The 16,077-nt window shown below is 74.7% G+C and carries 15 protein-coding genes; 9 read left to right on the forward strand and 6 right to left on the reverse strand.

The genetic code is table 11. The features are described from left to right. Positions 1–3: 3 nt before the first annotated feature. Positions 4–957, forward strand: coding sequence for a helix-turn-helix domain-containing protein (locus ACFXDE_RS03680; protein ID WP_380490508.1), 954 nt, complete (start codon positions 4–6; stop codon positions 955–957). 41 nt (positions 958–998) lie between these two features. Here ACFXDE_RS03680 and ACFXDE_RS03685 read toward each other — a convergent pair whose 3' ends face one another. After that, entirely contained in the window at positions 999–2,033 is a 1,035-nt protein-coding gene (locus tag ACFXDE_RS03685) for a PucR family transcriptional regulator (protein WP_380490509.1), read from the reverse strand. Positions 2,034–2,151: 118 nt separating this feature from the next. On the opposite strand from ACFXDE_RS03685, the gene ACFXDE_RS03690 reads away from it, so the two are divergent. Beyond that, a complete protein-coding gene (locus ACFXDE_RS03690; RefSeq protein WP_380490511.1) occupies positions 2,152–3,057 on the forward strand; it encodes an alpha/beta hydrolase in 906 nt (301 codons plus the stop codon). An 81-nt stretch (positions 3,058–3,138) separates the two neighbouring features. Here ACFXDE_RS03690 and ACFXDE_RS03695 read toward each other — a convergent pair whose 3' ends face one another. Continuing rightward, a complete protein-coding gene (locus tag ACFXDE_RS03695; protein ID WP_380490513.1) occupies positions 3,139–3,792 on the reverse strand; it encodes a helix-turn-helix transcriptional regulator in 654 nt (217 codons plus the stop codon). A 190-nt stretch (positions 3,793–3,982) separates the two neighbouring features. Here ACFXDE_RS03695 and ACFXDE_RS03700 point away from each other — a divergent pair, with 190 nt between their 5' ends. Further along, positions 3,983–7,225 carry a cytochrome P450 gene (locus ACFXDE_RS03700; RefSeq protein WP_380490515.1) on the forward strand — a complete coding sequence of 1,081 codons (3,243 nt, stop codon included), beginning with the start codon at positions 3,983–3,985 and terminating at the stop codon, positions 7,223–7,225. Between the two features lie 161 nt (positions 7,226–7,386). On the opposite strand, the gene ACFXDE_RS03705 is transcribed toward ACFXDE_RS03700, so the two are convergent. Both ACFXDE_RS03705 and ACFXDE_RS03710 read right to left on the reverse strand, forming a co-directional pair. Continuing rightward, positions 7,387–8,058: a VC0807 family protein gene (locus ACFXDE_RS03705; protein ID WP_380490517.1), complete on the reverse strand. Its 672-nt coding sequence runs from the start codon at positions 8,056–8,058 to the stop codon at positions 7,387–7,389. Between the two features lie 163 nt (positions 8,059–8,221). Beyond that, positions 8,222–8,674 (reverse strand): MarR family winged helix-turn-helix transcriptional regulator, encoded by a 453-nt coding sequence (locus ACFXDE_RS03710; protein WP_380490519.1) that lies wholly within the window; start codon positions 8,672–8,674, stop codon positions 8,222–8,224. A gap of 61 nt (positions 8,675–8,735) precedes the next feature. Between ACFXDE_RS03710 and ACFXDE_RS03715 the strand changes: the two genes are divergently transcribed. After that, complete coding sequence (locus tag ACFXDE_RS03715; protein ID WP_380490521.1) at positions 8,736–9,851, forward strand: FAD-dependent oxidoreductase; 1,116 nt, start codon at positions 8,736–8,738, stop codon at positions 9,849–9,851. 14 nt (positions 9,852–9,865) lie between these two features. Here ACFXDE_RS03715 and ACFXDE_RS03720 read toward each other — a convergent pair whose 3' ends face one another. Then, complete coding sequence (locus ACFXDE_RS03720) at positions 9,866–10,222, reverse strand: hypothetical protein (RefSeq protein WP_380435340.1); 357 nt, start codon at positions 10,220–10,222, stop codon at positions 9,866–9,868. Between the two features lie 52 nt (positions 10,223–10,274). Then, positions 10,275–11,177, reverse strand: coding sequence for a hypothetical protein (locus ACFXDE_RS03725; protein ID WP_380490523.1), 903 nt, complete (start codon positions 11,175–11,177; stop codon positions 10,275–10,277). A 122-nt stretch (positions 11,178–11,299) separates the two neighbouring features. On the opposite strand from ACFXDE_RS03725, the gene ACFXDE_RS03730 reads away from it, so the two are divergent. From ACFXDE_RS03730 to ACFXDE_RS03750, 5 genes are all read left to right on the forward strand, one after another. Next, positions 11,300–12,007: a ribonuclease H gene (locus ACFXDE_RS03730; RefSeq protein ID WP_380490858.1), complete on the forward strand. Its 708-nt coding sequence runs from the start codon at positions 11,300–11,302 to the stop codon at positions 12,005–12,007. Between the two features lie 127 nt (positions 12,008–12,134). Beyond that, entirely contained in the window at positions 12,135–12,833 is a 699-nt protein-coding gene (locus ACFXDE_RS03735) for a response regulator transcription factor (RefSeq protein ID WP_380435342.1), read from the forward strand. Further along, positions 12,833–14,218 carry an ATP-binding protein gene (locus ACFXDE_RS03740; RefSeq protein WP_380490525.1) on the forward strand — a complete coding sequence of 462 codons (1,386 nt, stop codon included), beginning with the start codon at positions 12,833–12,835 and terminating at the stop codon, positions 14,216–14,218. The genes ACFXDE_RS03735 and ACFXDE_RS03740 overlap by 1 nt, the downstream gene beginning before the upstream one ends. Before the next feature lie 126 nt (positions 14,219–14,344). After that, on the forward strand, positions 14,345–14,797 hold the full coding sequence (locus ACFXDE_RS03745; RefSeq protein WP_380490527.1) for a hypothetical protein: 453 nt from the start codon (positions 14,345–14,347) through the stop codon (positions 14,795–14,797). 133 nt (positions 14,798–14,930) lie between these two features. Continuing rightward, a complete protein-coding gene (locus ACFXDE_RS03750; RefSeq protein ID WP_380490529.1) occupies positions 14,931–16,028 on the forward strand; it encodes a hypothetical protein in 1,098 nt (365 codons plus the stop codon). The last annotated feature ends 49 nt before the right edge of the window (positions 16,029–16,077 follow it).

Here is a 16,077-nt window from a genome sequence, read left to right on the forward strand (position 1 = left end):
GACATGGGGACCGTCGCGCTGGCCGTCACGGACGGCATGCTGCACTTCGAACTGGGGCTGGCCTGCGAAGTCTTCGGGGCCGACATGAGCGGGCGGGCCGAGTCCTGGTACCGCCTGGAACTCTGCGGGCCGGGGGCCGTGCAGGTCGGGCGGTTCCGCGTCCAGCCCGACCACGGGCTCGACCGGCTCCCGTACGCGGACACCGTGGTCGTCCCGGGCTGGGCGGACGTCGACGAGGAGCCGCCCCGGGAGCTCGTCGACGCCGTGCGCGCGGCCCACGACAACGGCGCGCGCGTGGTCTCCCTCTGCACGGGCGCGTTCGTCCTCGCCGCCGCCGGGCTGCTGGACGGGCTGCGGGCGACGACGCACTGGGCACACACCCGCGTCCTGGCCGCACGCTACCCCGAGGTGCAGGTCGACCCGGACGTCCTCTACGTCGACAACGGGAGCGTGCTCACCTCCGCCGGCAAGGCCGCCGCGATGGACCTGTGCCTGCACCTCGTCCGGCTCGACCACGGCTCGTCCGTCGCCAACGCCCTCGCCCGTCTGCTCGTCGTGCCGCCCCACCGGGACGGCGGCCAGGCGCAGTTCGTGCCCACCCCGGTGCCCGCGCCCGGGAACCACCCGCTCGCCGACCTCCTCCCGTGGGTGATCGAGCGGCTGGACCAGCCGCTGACCGTCGAGGACCTGGCCCGCCGGGCCAACATGAGCTCGCGCCACCTGGGACGGCACTTCCGGTCCGTCACCGGCACCAGTCCGCTCCAGTGGCTGCTGACCCAACGGATCCGCCACGCCCAGGAGTTGCTGGAGACCACCGAGGACAGCGTCGACGCCATCGCCGCCGCCACCGGCATGGGCACCGGCACCACGCTGCGCCGCCACTTCAACCGCACGGTGGGCGTGCCGCCGGACGCCTACCGCCGGACGTTCCGACTGCGCGCCGCGGTCAGCCGCTGAGCCGCCGCCGTGCGGTCAGTCGCTGAGCAGCCGCCGCACGGTCAGCCGCTGAGCAGCCGCCACGCGGTGAGCGCGAGGCCGGCGCGCAACAGGCCCGCGGGTTCGGTGAGTTCGAGGCCGAGCGCCTTGCCGAGCTGGTCCAGGCGGCGCGCCACGCTGGTGTGGTGCAGGTGGAGGACGGCGGCGGCGCGGCGCAGGGAGCCGGTGGTGCAGTAGGCGTCCAGCGTGTCCAGGGCGTCCGGGTCGCACGCCGCGATGCGGGCGATCGCGGCCACGTCGGGATCGGCCCGGACGGCGTCCTCCGGCAGGTGGGCGAGGAGGGCCACGGCGCCCAGATCGGCGTGGTGGACGACGGGTTGACGCGCGGTGGTGAAGCGCAGCGCGGTGCGGGCCTCGCGCCAGGACCGGGCTGGTGTCCCGGCGGCGCCGATGCCCGCGCGGACGTCGGGCGGGAGGCGGGACGCGTCGACGGTGGTGGCCAGGACGACCCCCGCGTCGGCGAGTTGGGCCGCCTTCACCGGCCGGTCGGGGCACAGGAGGGTGCCGATCCGGTCGAGGGGGTGCGGCGTGCGCACGGCGACGGCGCGCACCGGCAGGTCGGCGGCGAAGCCGAGCAGGCGCAGCGCCCGGGCGCGGGCGGCCTCGTCGGTGTCGGCGCCGATGACGAGTTCGACGAGCGCGGGGTCGGCCATGGTGGTGCGGGCGGGGCCGTAGCGTTCGACGGCGGTGGCGACGGCGATGGCCAGGCGGTCGAGGAGGAGCTCGTCCAGGAGGCCCGCGGGGGTGGGGCGTTCGAGCCAGACGGTGCCGATCTCCTCCTCGTCGAGGGTGATCGGCGCGGACGTGGTGACGGCGGGCGGCCCGGGCGCCTCGCGGCCGTCGGGGGTCATGCGGATCGTCCGGCCGGTGCCGGTGAGGCGGATCCCGGCCGGGCACTCGGCGAGGTTCGCGGAGGCGCGGGCGAGGGCGGGCAGGTCCACGCGGCGGCGCATCAGGGTGTCGTAGAACATGACGACGCGCACGGCGGCCTCGACGTCCGAGCCCAGTTGCGACATCCGTACCGCCAGTGCCTCCATGGACCCGAGGATAGGCGGACGTGGGGGAGCGCGGGCGCGCCGATCGGTGCGTGATCCCGGCGGAACGCACGACGGTCGGCGGCGGACCGGGCGGGCGGCGGCCGGGACGATGGTCGGCATGGATCCCGAACTCGAAGCATTCGTCCCCTTCTTCCCCGACCTCGACCTGAACGACCCGGCATCCGCCCGGGAGAGCCTGGCCGCGCTGGCCGGCGGCGTCCCCGCCGCCGACGTCCCCGGCATGGTGATCGAGGACCGCACGGTGCCCGCCGACCCGAAGACGGGCCCCGGCGTCCCGGTGCGCGTGTACCGGCCCCGGGAGGCGCGCGGTGCCGTCATCTGGCTGCACGGCGGCGGGTTCGTCATGGGGGGCCTGGACACCGAGCACCCGTGGGCCGCCCGGATCGCCGCCGACTCCGGCGCCGTGGTCATCTCGGTGGGCTACCGCCTGGCGCCCGAGCACCCGTACCCCGCGGCGCTGGACGACGTCTACGCCGTCCTCCTCTGGGCCGCCGGGAACGCGGCCGAACTCGGCATCGACCCCGCGCGCATCGCGATCGGCGGCCACAGCGCCGGCGCCACCCTCGCGGCCGCCGTCTCCCTGCTGGCGCGCGACCGGAAGGGGCCGGCGATCCGTTTCCAGCTGCTCAACCAGCCCGGTGTCGACGACCGGCAGGAGAGCTGGTCGGCCCGCACGTTCACGGACACGCCGTGGATGACCCGCGAGAAGATCTCCGCGGCCTGGCGGCACTACCTGGGCGGCGCACCCGCCACCGCGTACGCGGCCCCGGCCCGCGCCGAGGACCTGACCGGCCTGCCGCCCGTCCACCTCGCCACCGCGGAGTTCTGCCCGAACCGCGACGAGGGCATCGAGTACGCGCTGCGCCTCCTCCGGGCGGGCGTGCCGGTCGAGCTGCACCAGTGGGCCGGGACGTTCCACGGCTCGCAGGCGCTGCTGTCGGCGGAGGTGTCGCAGCGGCAGATCGCCGAGCTCGGCGCGGTGCTGCGGCGGGCGCTGGCGTAGAAGCCGTTTCCGAGCGCGGGCTCGGGCGGGCTCGGGCGGGTTCAGGCCGGCTCGGGCGGGCTCGGGCGGGCTCCGGCGGGTTCAGGCCGGCTCCGGCGGCCACGCGTCCGGCGCCAGGACGCCGTACGCGTAGGCGCGGGCGACGAGCGCCGTGCGGTTGGGGACGTGCCAGCGGCGGGAGAGGCGGGTCAGGTGGTAGTTGACGCCGTCCCTCGTGAGGCCGATTTCCCGGGCGATCTGGGCGGTCGTCGCACCCCTCGCGGCGGCCGCCAGGATCCGGGCCTCCGTGGGGCTCACCTCGGTGCGCGGCACGGCGGTCTCGGACACCTCGGGCGGCGGCTCGGCGGGCAGGTCGGCGAGGACGCGCAGCGAGAGCAGCAGGTTCGGCGTCTGGTCGGGGGTGTCGCTCACGAGGGCGACGTCCATGACGCCGTGCCGCTCCGAGCCGTCGCCGGCCGTCCACGACACCTCGACGCTGTACTGGGAGCGCCGGTGCTTGTGGACGGCCTCGGCGAGTGCCGGGAGGGTTTCGGCGGCGCTGCCCTGGAGGGTGAAGAACTCCAGGATCTTGCGGTGGTGCAGCTGCCCGGTGAGCAGGCCGAACTCGGCGGCCATCGCGCGGTTGACGATGAGGATCCGGCCCGCGTACTCGCACACGGCGATCGGCACCGGCACGTGGTCGAGCAGGCGCAGCGTGCGGTTGCGCCAGACGATCGCGCTGTCGCTGGGGTACACGAGCTGCCTCCTTCAGCAGATCTGACGTCACGTGGGCAAGAGTCGGGTGCCACCGGGTACTACACAATCATGTAGTCGGCGGCGCCCGGTACGGCGGGTGCCGGGCGCAGAGTGGAAGACGTCGCCCCGATCGTCGGCCCGACTCCCGTCACGAAACCCGTGTCACGGAAAACGGAAGGTGAATCACGCAATGACCGACACCCTGCCCGAGAGCCTGCCCGCACCCCGGGCCGAGCGCCCGGAGCCCGCCCGGCCCTCGGAGACCCCGAAGGCCGCGGTGGCGCACCTCCCCTCGGCCGCCGCGGGGGCCGTCCCGCTCGTCGACATCTCGGCGCTGCCGCCGGTCGCCGCGCCGACCCTGCGCGTGATGGAGCTGATCCGGGAGCACGGCCCGGCCTACGTCCAGCGCGTGCACGGGCGGGACCTGCTGATGGTCAGCGGCCTGGACCTGGTCGAGGAGCTGGCCGACGAGGAGCGCTTCACGAAGTCCGTGGGCCCGGGCCTGGTGAACGTCCGCGAGTTCACCGGCGACGGCCTGTTCACCGCCTACAACGACGAGCCCAACTGGGCCCGCGCGCACGACATCCTGATGCCCGCCTTCGCGCTCGGCTCGATGCGCACCTACCACCCCGTGATGCTCCGGGTCGCGCGCCGCCTGATCGAGGCGTGGGACGGTGCGACGGCCGCCGGGCAGCCGGTGGACGTGCCCGGCGACATGACCAGGATGACCCTGGACACCATCGGCCTGGCCGGCTTCGGCTTCGACTTCGGCTCCTTCGAGCGCGACGAGCCGCACCCGTTCGTCGAGGCGATGGTGCAGTGCCTGGAGTGGGCGATGGCCGCGCTGTCGCGCGACCCCGAGCTCGACCACACCGAGCGCGACGCGGCGTTTCGGGAGGACGCCGCGTACCTCGCCCGGGTGGTGGACGAGGTGATAGCCGCTCGCGTGGAGGCCGCCGGTGCCGCCGGGGGCACTCAGGCGGCCGAGGCCGAGGACCTGCTCGGTCTGATGCTCGGCGCCGTCCACCCCGGTGACGGCAGCAGACTGGACGCCGAGAACATCCGCAACCAGGTGATCACCTTCCTGATCGCCGGCCACGAGACCACCTCGGGCGCGCTGTCCTTCGCGATGTACTACCTCGCCAAGCACCCGGCGGTGCTGCGGGAGGTCCAGCGCGAGGTGGACGCCCTGTGGGGCGACCAGGCCGACCCCGAGCCGTCCTACGAGGACGTCGGGCGCCTGCGCTACACCCGCCAGGTGCTCAACGAGGCCCTGCGGCTGTGGCCGACGGCCCCCGCGTTCAGCCGCGAGGCCCGCGAGGACACCGTCATCGGGGGCCGGATCCCGCTGCGCGCCGGGGAGACGGTCACGGTGGCGACGCCGATGCTGCACCGCGACCCGGCCTGGGGCGACAACCCCGAGCTGTTCGACCCCTCCCGCTTCGACCCCGAGCTGGAGGAGGCCCGCTCCCCGCACGCCTTCAAGCCCTTCGGCACCGGCGAACGCGCCTGCATCGGACGGCAGTTCGCGCTGCACGAGGCCACGATGCTGCTCGGCATGCTGGTGCACCGCTACCGGCTGATCGACCACGCCGACTACCGGCTGACGATCAAGCAGATGCTCACCATCAAGCCGGACGGGTTCACGCTCGCCCTCGCCCCGCGCACGCCCAGGCCCCCGGCGGCGGCGCAGGCCCCGGTGCGCACCGCCGAACTGCCCGGCCGCGTCCGCCAGGGCACGGCGGTGCTGTTCCTGCACGGTTCCAACTACGGCGCCTCGCGCGACTTCACCCGGCAGCTGGCCGAGGCCACGGGGGAGCTCGGCTGCGAGACCGAGGTCGCCCCGCTGGACGCCTACGCGGACGGGCTGCCCGCCGGCCGTCCCGTGGTGATCACCGCCGCCTCGTACAACGGGCAGCCGACGGACGACGCGGCGCGCTTCGTCCGCGGGCTCCAGGAGGCCGAGGGCGCGGTCGCCGACGGCGTCGAGTACGCGGTGCTCGGCATCGGCGACCGGACGTACGCCGCCACCTACCAGCGCATCCCCACCCTCATCGACGAGCGCCTCGCCGCCCTCGGCGGCACCCGGCTGCTGCCCGCCGGCGAGGCCGACGCCTCGGGCGACCTCGCCGGCGGCGTGCGGGCCTTCGCGACGGCGCTGCGCGGCCTGCTGCTGGAGAAGTACGGCGACGCGGACGCCCCCGCCGCCGGGCTGCCGGAGGCCGCGTTCACCGTGACCGAGGTCGTCGGCGGCCCGCTGGACGCCCTCGCCGCGCGACACGGGATGACGGAGCTCACCGTCACCGGGGTCGCCGGGCTGACCGACCCCGCCTACCCCCGGGTCAAGCGCCTCGTGCGGCTCGCCCTGCCGGACGGCGTCGAGTACCGCACGGCCGACCACCTCACCGTGCTGCCGCAGAACGACCCGGCGCTGGTCGAGCGCGCGGCCAAGGTGCTCGGCGCGGACCTCGACACCGTGCTGTCCATCGTCGCCCACCGGCGCACCGGCCTCGCCGTCGACCGCCCGCTGACCGTGCGCGAACTGCTCACCCACCACGTCGAGTTGCAGGACCGGCCGACCGCCGAGCAGCGCCTGGTGCTGGCCGGCCTCAACCCCTGCCCGCCCGAGGCCGCCGCGCTGCGCGCCCTGCCCGACGACGACCCGCGCACGCTCGTCGACCTCGTCGAGGACAACCCGGCCCTGCGCGAGGCCCTCACCTGGCCGGTGCTGCTGGAGCTGCTCCCGTCGATCCGGCCGCGCCACTACTCGATCTCCTCGTCCCCGGGCCAGGACCCGGCCCACGTCGACCTCATGGTCTCCGTGCTGAGCGCCCCGGCCCGCTCCGGCCGCGGCACCTTCCGGGGCACCGGCTCCGGCCACCTCGCCCGCGTCGCCGTCGGGGACACCGTCCTGGCCCGCGTCCAGCCCTGCCGGGAGGCGTTCCGGATCGGCCACGGCGCCACCCCGGTCATCATGATCGCCGCCGGGACGGGCCTCGCCCCGTTCCGCGGCGCGGTCGCCGACCGCCACCGAGACGTGGCCGCCGGGGCCGGACTCGCCCCGGCGCTGCTCTACTTCGGCTGCGACCTGCCCGACGCCGACTACCTCCACCGCACCGAACTGGAAACCGCCGAACGGGCCGGCGCCGTCAGCCTGCGCCCGGCCTTCAGCGAGGCCCCCGAGGACGGCCGGCGCTTCGTCCAGGACCGCATCGCGGCGGAGGCCGACGAGGTGTGGCAGCTCCTCGCGGCCGGCGCCGAGGTCTACGTGTGCGGCGACGGAGCCCGCATGGCCCCCGGCGTCCGGGAAGCCTTCCGCGCCCTCTACCGGAGCCACACGCCGGGCGGCGCCGACGAGCAGCAGGCGGAGGCCTGGCTGCAGTCCCTGATCGACGCCGGCCGCTACGTCCAGGACGTGTACGCGGCACGCTGAGCCCGGAGCGCCCCGGAGTTCGGGAGCGCCGCGGAGTCCGGGAGCGCCGCGGAGCCCGGAGCGCCGCGGAGTTCGGGAGTGGGAAGTCGGCCGAGTCGACTTCCCACTCCCGAAGCTTCATACGCGAGTCAGTGGCCGAGGCTCCTCCTGCGGGACGGTGCTCAGCCGTCCGCCGACCGCGCGGCCGTACCGGAGGTCAGCCGCCAGAGCCCGGCCACCTCGTAGTAGACGCCGTTCACCACCTGCAACAGCAGCAGCGTGACCGGCCAGAGCAGCGCGCCGAGGCCGGGCACCAGGTCCACCGGCAGGGTGTAGGCCATCACGACCCGCACGGCGGCGTCGAGCAGCATCGCCACGCCCCAGATCGCCGTCGAGACCCGCCAGATCCGCCGGAAGGCCGGCTCGCGCTCCCACAGCACGTCCCAGGAGGTGCCGTCGGAGCGGAACCTTCCCTCCAGCAGCGGGCGGCCGCCGTGGAAGAGCAGCGGGCGCCTGGCCCTGATCGAGAGCAGGAACCAGAACCCGGCCACGCCGGTCAGCCAGCCGTCCTTGGCCAGCAGGAACCGCGGGCTGCCACTCACCAGCGCGGCCGCGACGCCGAGCAGCATGGTCCCGGCGACGAAGCCCGCCATGCCCTCCAGGCTGCGGGTGCGCAGCCACTGCACCGCCGTGGTGAGCGCCGGCAGGAAGGCGCCGGCCAGCAGCGCGACGAAGACGCTCACGCCGGCGGCGCGCAGGCCGTAGTACAGCGCGATCGGGACCGCGATGTCCCGGACGACACCGAGCAGCACGCGCCGGCCGCTCGGCCGCGGCGGCGCCCCGGGGGTCGTCACCGCGGCTCGTTGCGTGTGGTCATGACGTCCTCCGTGTGGCGGGCGTCCGGTCATGACGTCCTCCGTGCGGCGATCGCTGCCCGGCTCGACTGCCGCCTGTCACCTGCACAGCCAACTACTTCCGTGCCGGGTGACGGCCAAACCCGGGGCCGCGTCCGGGTGCTCAAGGAGCGCTGGGCGTCGGCCGGTCGCTCTGGGTGACGAACCGGTCCAGCAGCTCGTGCAGTTGCCGCTGCTGCTCGGGGGTGAAGACCTCCAGGAGGCCGGCCATCGCGTCGCTGAACAGCGCCGACGCTTCCGCCAGGCGGCGCTCGCCCTCCTCGGTGATCAGGATCTCGTAGGTGCGGCGGTCGTTCGGGGTGCGCCGGCGGAGCAGCAGGCCGCGGTTCTCCAGGTCGTCGACGATCCGCACCAGGGTCGACTTGTCGATGCCGAGCGCCGTGCCCAGCTCGCGCTGGCTGCGGGCCCGGCCCTCGCGGACGGCGGTGAGGACGCCGGCGTGCTGCAGCTCGATGCCGCTGGGCCCGGCCGCCTGGTTGGCCCTGGCGCGGGCGAGCTGGTGGGCGCGGTACATCAGCAGTCCGAGGGCGGCCGGGGCGGAGGGTTGAGGTTCCATGGGGGTGATGCTAGCGTCCGAGACGGTCTCATCTGAGACGATCTCAACTCGGAGGCGCATCATGCGTGTTCTGATCATCGGTGCGGGCCTGGCGGGCCCGTGCCTCGCCCACGGTCTCCGCCGGCACGGTCACGAGGTGCGGCTCTTCGAGCGGGACGCCGCCATCGACGCCCGCTCGCAGGGCTACCGGATCCACATCGGTGGCGACGGGGACGCCGCGCTGCGCACGTGGCTGCCCGCCGAGGCCTATGCGCAGGCCGTCGCCACGGCCTGCGCGGCGACGGGTGGCGTCAGCATGGCCGGACCCGACCTGCGGGACTTCGCCGAGGTCCCGATCCCGCCGGACTCCGCGGGCCTCACCGTCGACCGGCTCACCCTGCGGCGGATCATGCTGCGGGACCTCGCGGACTCGACCCGCTTCGGCGCCGGATTCTCCCGCTACGAACTGCTCGACGACGGCACCGTCCGCATGCACCTGACCGACGGCTCCACCGCCGAGGGCGACCTGCTGGTGGCCACGGACGGCGCCAACTCCGCTGTCCGGCGGCAGCTGTTGCCGGACTTCTCGGTGGCCGTGCAGGACAGCCGGCTCATCTACGGGCGCACGCCGATGACGGACGAGGTGCGGGCGCTGACGCCGCGGCAGGCCCTCGACGGCTTCCTCGGGGTGGTCGGCGCGGACGGCCGCCGCCTCGCCCTGGCCGCCCAGCAGTTCCGGCGCGACCCGGCCGACTTCGGGCTCCCGGCGGGCGAGGACTACGTCATGTGGGGCATGGTCGCGCCCGCCGCCCGCTACGGGCCGGACGTCGACGGGCTCGGCGCGGCCGAGTTGCTGGCACTCGCCGAGCGGACCATCGCCGACTGGCACCCGTCCCTGGGCGCGCTGGTCGGGCTCGGCGACGTCCGGTACGTCGTGCCCGCGAGCATCCTGGTCGCCGAGCGTCCGGCGCCGTGGCCGACGGTGCCGGTGACGCTGGTCGGCGACGCGGCCCACCCGATGGCCCCGGCGGGGGTCAGTGCGGGAGTCGCGATCCACGAGGCCGGACTGCTCGCGTCGCGGCTCGTCTCCGGTGCGCGGCTGCTCGACGCCGTGCGGGCGTACGAGGCGGAGATGCTCGACCACGGGTTCGCGGCCGTCGAGAGGTCGACCCGGCGCCAGGCCGGCGACTTCTCGTAGCAGGCCGCCCCCGGTTACTCCGGCGGCCGGTAGGCCGGCCCCGCGGCCTCGATGTGGCTCAGGACGGACGCTCCCGCCAAGGAGACCAGCAGGTCGACGACGACCTCCTCGCCCTCCCGGCGGCCGCGCTCGGAGATCTCAAGGCCGATCAGTGCCAGGTCACCGGCCTGGGCCCGCAACTCGTACTGCTCGCGGGTCTCCTCGCCGACGTCACCCGTCTCGTCGCGCTCCCAGGCCTCCACCGCGGCCCTGGCCACGGCCCCGGGCAGCCGCACCGTGACCCGGCCGACCTGGGCGCCGACGCGCTCCCCGATCGCTGCCAGCAGCTTCGCGTCTTCCCGGTACCGGACGTACTGCTCGTCATCCACCACGGGGCGAGACTACTCGGACGACGGGGCCCGGCTCGACCGAATTCGGGCGCGGCTAAGCGACCCGCAGGGTGAGCTCGGCGGTGTGGACCTGGCCCGCGGTCTGGAACTGGAGAAAGACGCGCCAGTCGCCCGGCTCGGGGAGCATGGCCTGGAAGGTCAGCGCCGGGCCGCCGTTGTCGCCGGTCACGGCGTTCGCGGGGTGGAGGTGGGCGAGGGCCTGGTCGCCCTCGTGGAAGGCGCTGAGGTGGGCGTAGCTGTCCAGGTAGGGCTGGAGGTCGGTGACCGGGCGGCCGTCCTTCTCGAAGGCCGCGGTCAACTGGTAGGCCCCGGCCATGGGCTGGGCGTGGAGCGTGACGGTGTAGCCGTCCACCGTCGTGCGCTCGGCGGGGGCGGGCAGCGGGACGGGGGCGGCCTCGCCGGGGACGGTCACGGTGCGGCTGAGGACGTACTCCGGGCTGTGGGGGCCGGTGTTCGGGATGAAGTCGGCGTACAGGCGCCAGGTGCCCGGGGCGAGGGGTGCGAGGTCGGCGGTCCAACTGCCGTCCGGGGCCTGCTCCGGGTGGAGGTGCTGGAAGCCGGTGAGGTCGGTGCGGATCGCGTAGAAGTGCAGCCGCTTCGTCTGGTGGACGGTGAGGTCGGTGACCGGCGCGCCGTCGGGCCCGGTGATCGTGAAGCGGACGGGCGCCGTGGTGGTCTCCAGGGCGAGCCGGTACCCGTCCTGCTCCGAGGCGAGGCCGCGGGCGGGCGCGGCGGCCTGCGCGACCGCCGGAGCCGGTGCCGTGCCGGTCATCCCCGGCATCCCGGCCATTCCGTCGGCCATCGCGGGCGCGGGCGCTGCCGCGGCGGGCTGCGGGCTCCGCGGGACGGAGAAGGCCATGCCGAGCACCAGCAACGTCGGCACGCAGGACGCGAGCAGCCAGCCTCGGGAGAACGGACGGGCGGCGGCAGCGGTCATCGGCGGGTCCTTCGGGGCGCAGGCGTTTTCGGTCTTCTCGAACAGGAGACCCCCGGCGGGGCCCGGGATCACACAAAATGCGCGACCTGAACGCGTGGTCGGGAGGCCCGCCCGACCCTGGCATGATCGGAGGCATGCACGAACGAGTCATCGCAGCCTGTGACGGAGCTGCCAAGGGGAACCCCGGCCCGGCGGGCTGGGCGTACGTCGTCGCGGACGCCGCCGGGGCGCCGCAGCGCTGGCAGTCCGGCGCGCTCGGGCACAGCACCAACAACATCGGCGAGCTGACGGCCCTGCGCGAGCTCCTCGCCTCGACCGACGCCGCCGCGCCGCTGGAGGTGCGCCTCGACAGCACCTACACCCGGGACGCGGTCACCAAGTGGCTCGTCGGCTGGAAGCGCAACGGCTGGAAGACGGCCGCCGGGAAGCCGGTCGCCAACCGCGAGCTGATCCAGGAGATCGACGCGCTGCTCGCGGGCCGGGACGTCGCCTTCGTGTACGTCCCCGCCCACCAGGTGGACGGCGACCCGCTGAACGCCATCGCCGACAAGGCCGCCAGCGACGCGGCCCGCACCCAGCAGGGCGCCGCCGGCACGGCCGCCGACCTCCCGGTGCCGGACCCGGTCACGGCGTCCGCGCGCCCGGCGAAGGCCGCCTCCAAGGCCACGAAGACCGCCGCCAAGAAGACCTCCTCCTCGGGCACCGCCCGGACCCTCGCCGCCCGCTACCCCGGCACCTGCCCCTGCACCCGCCCGTACGCCAAGGGCGACAAGATCACCAAGGTCGGCAGCAGCTGGGGCCACCCGGAGTGCGTGGCGGCCCACGCCTGACCTGATCGACGTCGAGTTCTTACACGCCTCTGCCGTTTCCCTTACGAACGGCCGACGTGCCACGGGCACGCTGGCGGCAGGCCACCCGGACCCCGGGACCACCCCCGCCACCAGCGAAGATGACACCATGACAGACACCACCGCGGCCCGCCGCACCGTCCTCGTCGTCGAGGACGACCCGGGCGTGCGCAACACCCTCGACCAGCTGCTCCGCTTCGAGGGCTACGAGGTCCTGACGACCGCGGACGGCCAGGAGGCCCTCGAACTCCTCGACCGGCGGCGCCCGGACCTCGCGGTGGTGGACGTCGTCATGCCCCGCCTCGACGGCCTCGCCCTGTGCCGCATGCTGCGCCGCCGCGGCGACCGGCTGCCCGTCCTCGTCCTCACCGCCCGCCACCAGCTCGGCGACCGCGTCGCCGGGCTGGACGCGGGCGCCGACGACTACCTCGCCAAGCCCTTCGCCGTCGAGGAACTCCTCGCCCGCATACGCGCGCTGCTGCGCCGCGCCGCACCCCTCGACGAGACCGGCCCGCTGCTCTTCGACGGGATCGCCCTCGACGCCGCCGCCCGCCGGGCACAGCGCGGGGACCGTCCGCTCGACCTCACCAAGACCGAGTTCGACCTGCTCGAACTCCTGCTGCGCAACCAGGGGTCGGTGCTCACCCGCCCGCAGATCTACGAGCGCATCTGGGGCTACGACTTCGACACCGACTCGCGCTCCCTGGACGTCTACATCGGCTACCTGCGCCGCAAGACGGAGGAGGGCGGCGAGCCCCGGGTGATCCACACCGTCCGCAACGTCGGCTACACCCTGCGGTCCGCCTGATGCTGCGCGCGCGGATCACCGCCGTCGTCATCGCCGCCGCCCTGTTCGCGATCGGGGTGTCCGTCACCGCTTCCTACCGGGGCGTCCGGGACCTCGTCGCCGACCAGTTCGACCGCAGCCTCAACGACCGGGCCGACGCCGTCGCCGTCATCCTCGACGCCTCGCGCCGCCCGGACCCGCGGCCCGACACCACCGAACAGCTCGTCCTCGCCGACGGGACGGTCGAGTTGCTGACGGCCGGCCGCGCGCCGCTGCCCGTCCCGCCGGGCGCGCTGGACGTGGCCAGGAGCGGGCAGGGCACCCACGAGGAGGACGTCACCGTCGACGGGACGTCGTACGGCCTCCTCACCAAGGCCCGGCCGGGCGGCGGAGCGCTGATGGTCGGGCAGGCCTACGCGGACGTCGAGCGCGTCGACCACGAGTTCCTGGCCCGGATCACCTGGACCACCGCCGCAGCCACCGCCCTGTCGGCGCTGCTCAGCTGGCTCATCCTCAGCCGCATCCTCGGCCCCGTCCGCCGCCTGGCGCGCGCCGCCGAACACATCACCACCACCCGTGACCTCACCACCGCGCTCCCGCCCGCCGGGCGCGACGAGGTCGGCCGGCTGACCCGCGCGTTCGAGGCGATGGTCGGCGCCCTGCGCCGCTCGCGCGAGCAGCAGCAGCGCCTCGTCCAGGACGCCAGCCACGAACTGCGCACCCCGCTCACCTCCGTCCGGGGCTGCGCCGAGCTGCTGCAGCGGGCGCGGGGCCGGCTCGACCCGAAGGACGAGGAGCAGATCCTCGGCACGCTGGTGACCGAGACCGTCGCCCTCGACGACCTCGTCCGCGAGCTCGTCGAACTCGCCACCGACGCGCACACCGAGGAGGAGCCGGCGGCCGTCGACCTGGCCGAGGCGGCGGAGGAGAGCGCCCAGCGCCACCGACAGCGGACGGGGCGCGCGATCACCGTGACCACCGCCGGCCCGGAGCCCGCGCCGGTGCTGGCCCGGCCGCGGGCCGTCCAGCGCTGCATCGACAACCTGATCGGCAACGCCGTCAAGTTCAGTCCGGACGGCAGCCCGATCGAGGTACGGATCGACGGGCGGCGGCTCGCCGTGCGCGACCGGGGGCCGGGGATCGACCCGGAGGAGCGGGACGCCGTGTTCGACCGCTTCTACCGGGGAGCGGGCAAGCAGTCCGCGCCCGGATCGGGGCTGGGCCTCGCGATCGTGCACGACCTCGTCGCCGCCGACGGGGGCACGGTCTTCGCGGGGACGTCCGCCGAGGGCGGGGCGGAGGTCGGCTTCGAGCTGCCGCCGTGCGGAGCGAAGCCGTACGGAGCGAAGCCGTACGGAGCGAAGGTGCCGCGGCCCTCGCGGGAAGGGTGCTCCCGGGGCCGCTGATACGGGTTCCGGAACGGCCCCGGAGTGGGAAGTCGATCACGCCGACTTCCCACTCCGAGGCCTCCCGCCGCCCCGCGCCCACGTGGGATGATCACCGGTATGCGGGGGAGGACACCGAGGCAGCGGGTGCACCGGCGACGCCTGCGGTGGTGGCAGCGGCGGAGCCACGGCACGTGGTGGACGATCGGCCTCACGGCCGTGCTGGGCGTCGGCATGCTGGCCTCCGTCGTGCGGATGGAACGGCAGTACGTCTCCCTCGAACGGCACGGCGTGCACACCACCGCCACCATCGCCGAGATGCGCACGGAGAAGCGCTCCACCGGCTACCTGATCCACTTCGCCCCGGCCCCGCGGGCCCCGGCCGACATCTGGACGAGGAACGTCAGCGGCGGGGTCGGCGGCACGGTCGCCGTGGTCTACGACCCGGCCGACCCCGGCCAGGTGATGGGCACCGACACCCTCGGCTGGGCGGAACTGCTCGTACCCGGGCTCCTCGGCACCGGCGGTGCGTTCTGTCTGGTCGTCATGTGGGCTGCGGCGCACGACCGTTCGGACCAGTGCCACCGGTGCAGGGGCTGATCGTCGAGCCCTTCCGTCTGTCCGAAAGTCGTCGGCACCCCGGGCCGCAGGCGCGTGCGGTCATGCCCTGGTCAGTCGCCCCCGTTAGTCTGCCCACCGCACCGCACCGTGCGGTGCCGAGGAGGGGGGACCCATGTCCATCAAGGCCTTGGCCGCGGCGCGCACCAGCGTCGCACTGGCCGCCGCCGGAGCGGTCCTGGCGCTGACGAGCGGCGCCGCGGAGGCGGCCGGGCCGGTGTCCGGAGCGGAGGCGGTGATCGCGGTCGGCAACGAGGTGGCCGCCCCGGTGGTGAGTCCGGACGGCGCGACCGCGTACGTCGTGACCGCGACCGCGCAGGGCGGCCTCGTCCTGAAGACCGTCGACACCCGGACCGGCGTCACCGCCGGCGGGCTCGCGCTCGGGCCCAACCGCTGGATGGTGTTCACCGCGCTCAGCGCGGACGGCTCCAGGCTGTACGTGCTCGACTACCTCACCCTGAGCGTGATCGACGTCCGGTCGATGTCCCTGCTCGGCACGACCGTGCTCCCCGACCAGCCGCGCCCGTCCGGCGGGAGCGTCGGCTGGCCCGCCGGGATCGCGCTGAGCCCGGACGGGGCCACCCTGTACGTGTCGCAGTCCGGCGCGCAGACGGTCGGCCACCTCGGGAACGGCCGCGTGCTGTCCTTCGCCACCGCGCAGCGGGCGTTCACGTCGGCCGTCGAGTACCCCGCCTCGATCCCCGGCAACGTGGTCGTCCGCCCCGGCGGACACGACCTGTACGTCGGCAGCGAGGCGGGCGTCGTCCACCTCGACCTCACCGGGGCCTCGCCCGCCGTGACGCGCGTCGTGCCGGGCACCGCCGCGGGCCACGACTCGCAGCTGGCCTTCAGCCCGGACGGCACCCGCCTGTTCGCCGTCAACGGTGCCAACGGCGGCGCGGGCGACGAGATCGACCCGGTCACGGACACCGTCACCGCCCGCTTCACGCTCACCACCACCAGCGTCGACTTCCGCTACCCGCAGGTGAGTCCGGACGGCACACGGCTCTACGTCGTCGACGACACCATCGAGGGCGCCGGCCCGTCGGTGTACGTCCTCGACACGACGACCGACACGGTCGCCCAGGGCGAGGCCCAGGCGCTCAACGAGGAACGCGTCAACGGCTTCGCGGTCGGCCCGGACGGGCACACGCTGTACGCCGGCGGGACGGTCGCCTCGACGGCGAGCCTGCAGATCGTCGCGCTGCAGTAGGGCCCGCCCAGGTGTGGGGCTGTCGGCCGGTCGCGCTATGTTGCGTCGC

Origin of the sequence: Kitasatospora sp. NPDC059408, from assembly GCF_042751525.1 — a bacterium.
GTDB lineage: Bacteria > Actinomycetota > Actinomycetes > Streptomycetales > Streptomycetaceae > Kitasatospora.